Annotated in this window: 3 protein-coding genes; 1 reads left to right on the forward strand and 2 read right to left on the reverse strand. The window is 55.7% G+C overall.

Translation table 11 applies throughout. From position 1 onward, the window contains the following. Positions 1-585, reverse strand: a 585-nt coding sequence (locus tag ACOCD2_RS16455; RefSeq protein WP_293674869.1) for a hypothetical protein, incomplete at its 3' end; no start/stop codon positions are given. 159 nt (positions 586-744) lie between these two features. Next, a complete protein-coding gene (locus tag ACOCD2_RS16460) occupies positions 745-1311 on the reverse strand; it encodes a Tll0287-like domain-containing protein (protein WP_293648374.1) in 567 nt (188 codons plus the stop codon). A gap of 352 nt (positions 1312-1663) precedes the next feature. Here ACOCD2_RS16460 and ACOCD2_RS16465 point away from each other — a divergent pair. Continuing rightward, positions 1664-2611: potassium transporter TrkG (locus ACOCD2_RS16465; protein WP_293652359.1), on the forward strand; the 948-nt coding region annotated here is incomplete at its 3' end.

Consider the following 2611-nt stretch of genomic DNA (forward strand, 5'->3'; position numbering starts at 1 on the left):
CGAGAGAGCCTGAATGGGCTTGTCGTCCTTCACCAGCTCCAGACCACTGATATCCGGCAGGGGTACGGGTTCTTTTTGCACCACAAACTCTTCCAGTGAACCACTGGCGGCAGGTGCTGCCTGTAAATCCCCGGTGTCGATGTCTGCTTCAGCTGGGGGCTTGTCGCCGGGGACGGGGCCGATAGGAGCGAGTTCCAGGTTGGGTTCAGGCCGGGGGGACTGTGCCACGGTATCGTTTTCCACTTCGCGTGGTTCGGTATTGAGTTCGGCGCCAATGGGCGCGAGCTTCAGGCCTGAAGGCGGTTCCGGTTGTGTTGCAGTGGATTTGCCCGCCGGGGCAACCGGAGGCTTCTGACCCGCGGGAACGATCTGTACCGCCGCGCCTGCCTTGCGGAAGACCTCGCGGAAATGTCCCGCCTGCTCCACATTCAGGTCTTTCTTGATGCGCCTGGTCTGACCCGAGAACAGGGTATCCAGCCTGGCGCCGGAAAGCCTGGACAGTTTGCCGACCGCTGCTTTGACTTCCTGGCTATCCCGGCCTTCCAGCACTTCACCGGAAAAATAGATATCGAACCTGTTTTGCACCTGAATTCACCACAATCACATTTGCATAGCCTGCTCGAATGCTAGCACAATGTTTTTTCGAATCCGGTGTTATTGGGGTATTCTGCCGCCCAGGTCATGTTTTTGACGGGGTTGCAGCGGGAACTGCAACCCCATCGACATATTTTTATTAACCTGGCATCAGAGGGTTTTCTTCACCACGAATGCACCGCGGATGTCGCCTTCCTTGAAACCCCGTGCCCGGTCTGAGGGGTACAGTGATTTCAGACGCATGACGACTTCAGGTTTGACGTTATCACCACCATGACAGTTCAGGCAGACTTTGCCCGTGGGGATGGCTTTCATGTAACGGAACACCTTTTTGCCGTTCTCTTCGACCACGTCGGAATAGTCCAGGGTTTTTGGATCGGCGCCGGCAGCTTTTTTCGCCTCGAACTCTTCCATGACCTTGCGCTCCCAGGGCAGGGGGCTGTTGGCAGTGGCGCGGGGCTTGAGGCTGGTGCGGGCGATGGTCCAGCCGCTGCTGGCGCTCACGCTGTCGGTTATCTTGGGTGCCTTGTCATTGCAGACGCTGATGGCATTCACCGGGCCACCTTCTTTCATTGCCTTTTTCAGCTCGCCCTTAAGCTGGGTGGCAAATTGCTTGATGACCTTGCGGGCTTCCATGACGTTTTCCTGTTCACCAGCCATGGCGGGCAGGGCGATACCTGCCGCAAGTATCGTGGAAATCAGAATCCTAGTTTTCATTTGCTTCTCTCCTCGTTGTGAAACTTAAAGTTCGTAAAGGAAACTCCAAATTGAATCAGACTTTCCGAAAAAACGGTATTTTGCCCAGTATCCGGAGTGGCTTCATTAACAAATGTCAGTCGAAAGCCAATTATCCTACAAAATTGCTTGGTTTTTGCAGTTTGGCAGGATCTGAGAAAATCTTCCATGGGTTTTACCCGTCGGTCATTGCAAATGAACGCACCTCCATGCGCACCATGCAGTGGGCCAATAAGTTTTGGTTTGTTTTCCTGACCGGGGTCAAGGTGACGGCTTGTTGCTGCTTCTTTCAGGCGCTATGCTTTGCGACTATGTCCGCAAGGAACCAAGAATCATGCAACTGATCGTTGTCACCCGTACCTCCGGGCTGCTGGCCTCGATTTTCAGCCTGTCCCTGAGCATTCCTCTGCTGGTGGGGCTCTGGTACGGTGAAGATGTGAGCAGCAATTTTGCATTGCCCATGGCAGTCACCCTGATTCTGGGTATCCTGCTGTGGTTTCCGGGACGACGGAACTCGTTGCGTATCAGCCGCAGGGATGGTTTTCTGATCGTTGCCATGTTCTGGGGACTGCTGAGCCTCATGGGCGCCTGGCCGTTGTTCATGGCCTTGAACATCAGTCCGCTGGAAGCCCTGTTCGAGTCGGCATCTGCCATTACCACGACCGGCGCCACCATACTGACCGGGCTGGATGCATTACCGCGCTCCGTGCTGTTTTTCCGCCAGGAACTGCAGTGGATGGGGGGCATGGGCCTGATCGTGCTGGGTATCGCTGTGCTGCCCATGCTGGGTATCGGCGGCATGCAGCTGTATCGGGCGGAAGCGCCAGGTCCTATGAAAGAAGAGAAAATGACCCCGCGGCTGGCGAGTACAGCGCGGGCGCTGTGGCTGATCTATCTTTCTCTTACCGCCGCCTGTGCGTTTGCCTACTGGCTGTTTGGCATGGAGCCTTTCGATGCCATCGCCCACAGCCTGTCCACCGTTTCCACCGGCGGATTCTCGACCCATGATGACAGTCTTTCCTGGTTCCACAGCAGCCAGATCGAAGGTGTCGCCATCCTTTTCATGCTGCTTGCTTCCCTGAACTTCGGTGTTCATTACTATGCCATCTACCGGCGAAAGCCCCTGCACTACTGGGAAGACATCGAAGCCCGCTCATTTCTGATTCTGGTGCTGGTGATAGTCGTGGTTGTGGGCTTGATGTTGCGCCTGGAAGGCAGTTATCACACCCTGCCGCCCAGTCTGCGGGATGCCAGTTTCGAGGTGGTGTCGGTGATCACCAGC

Origin of the sequence: Thiolapillus sp. (assembly GCF_048562965.1) — a bacterium.
GTDB lineage: Bacteria > Pseudomonadota > Gammaproteobacteria > Chromatiales > Chromatiaceae > Thiolapillus > Thiolapillus brandeum_A.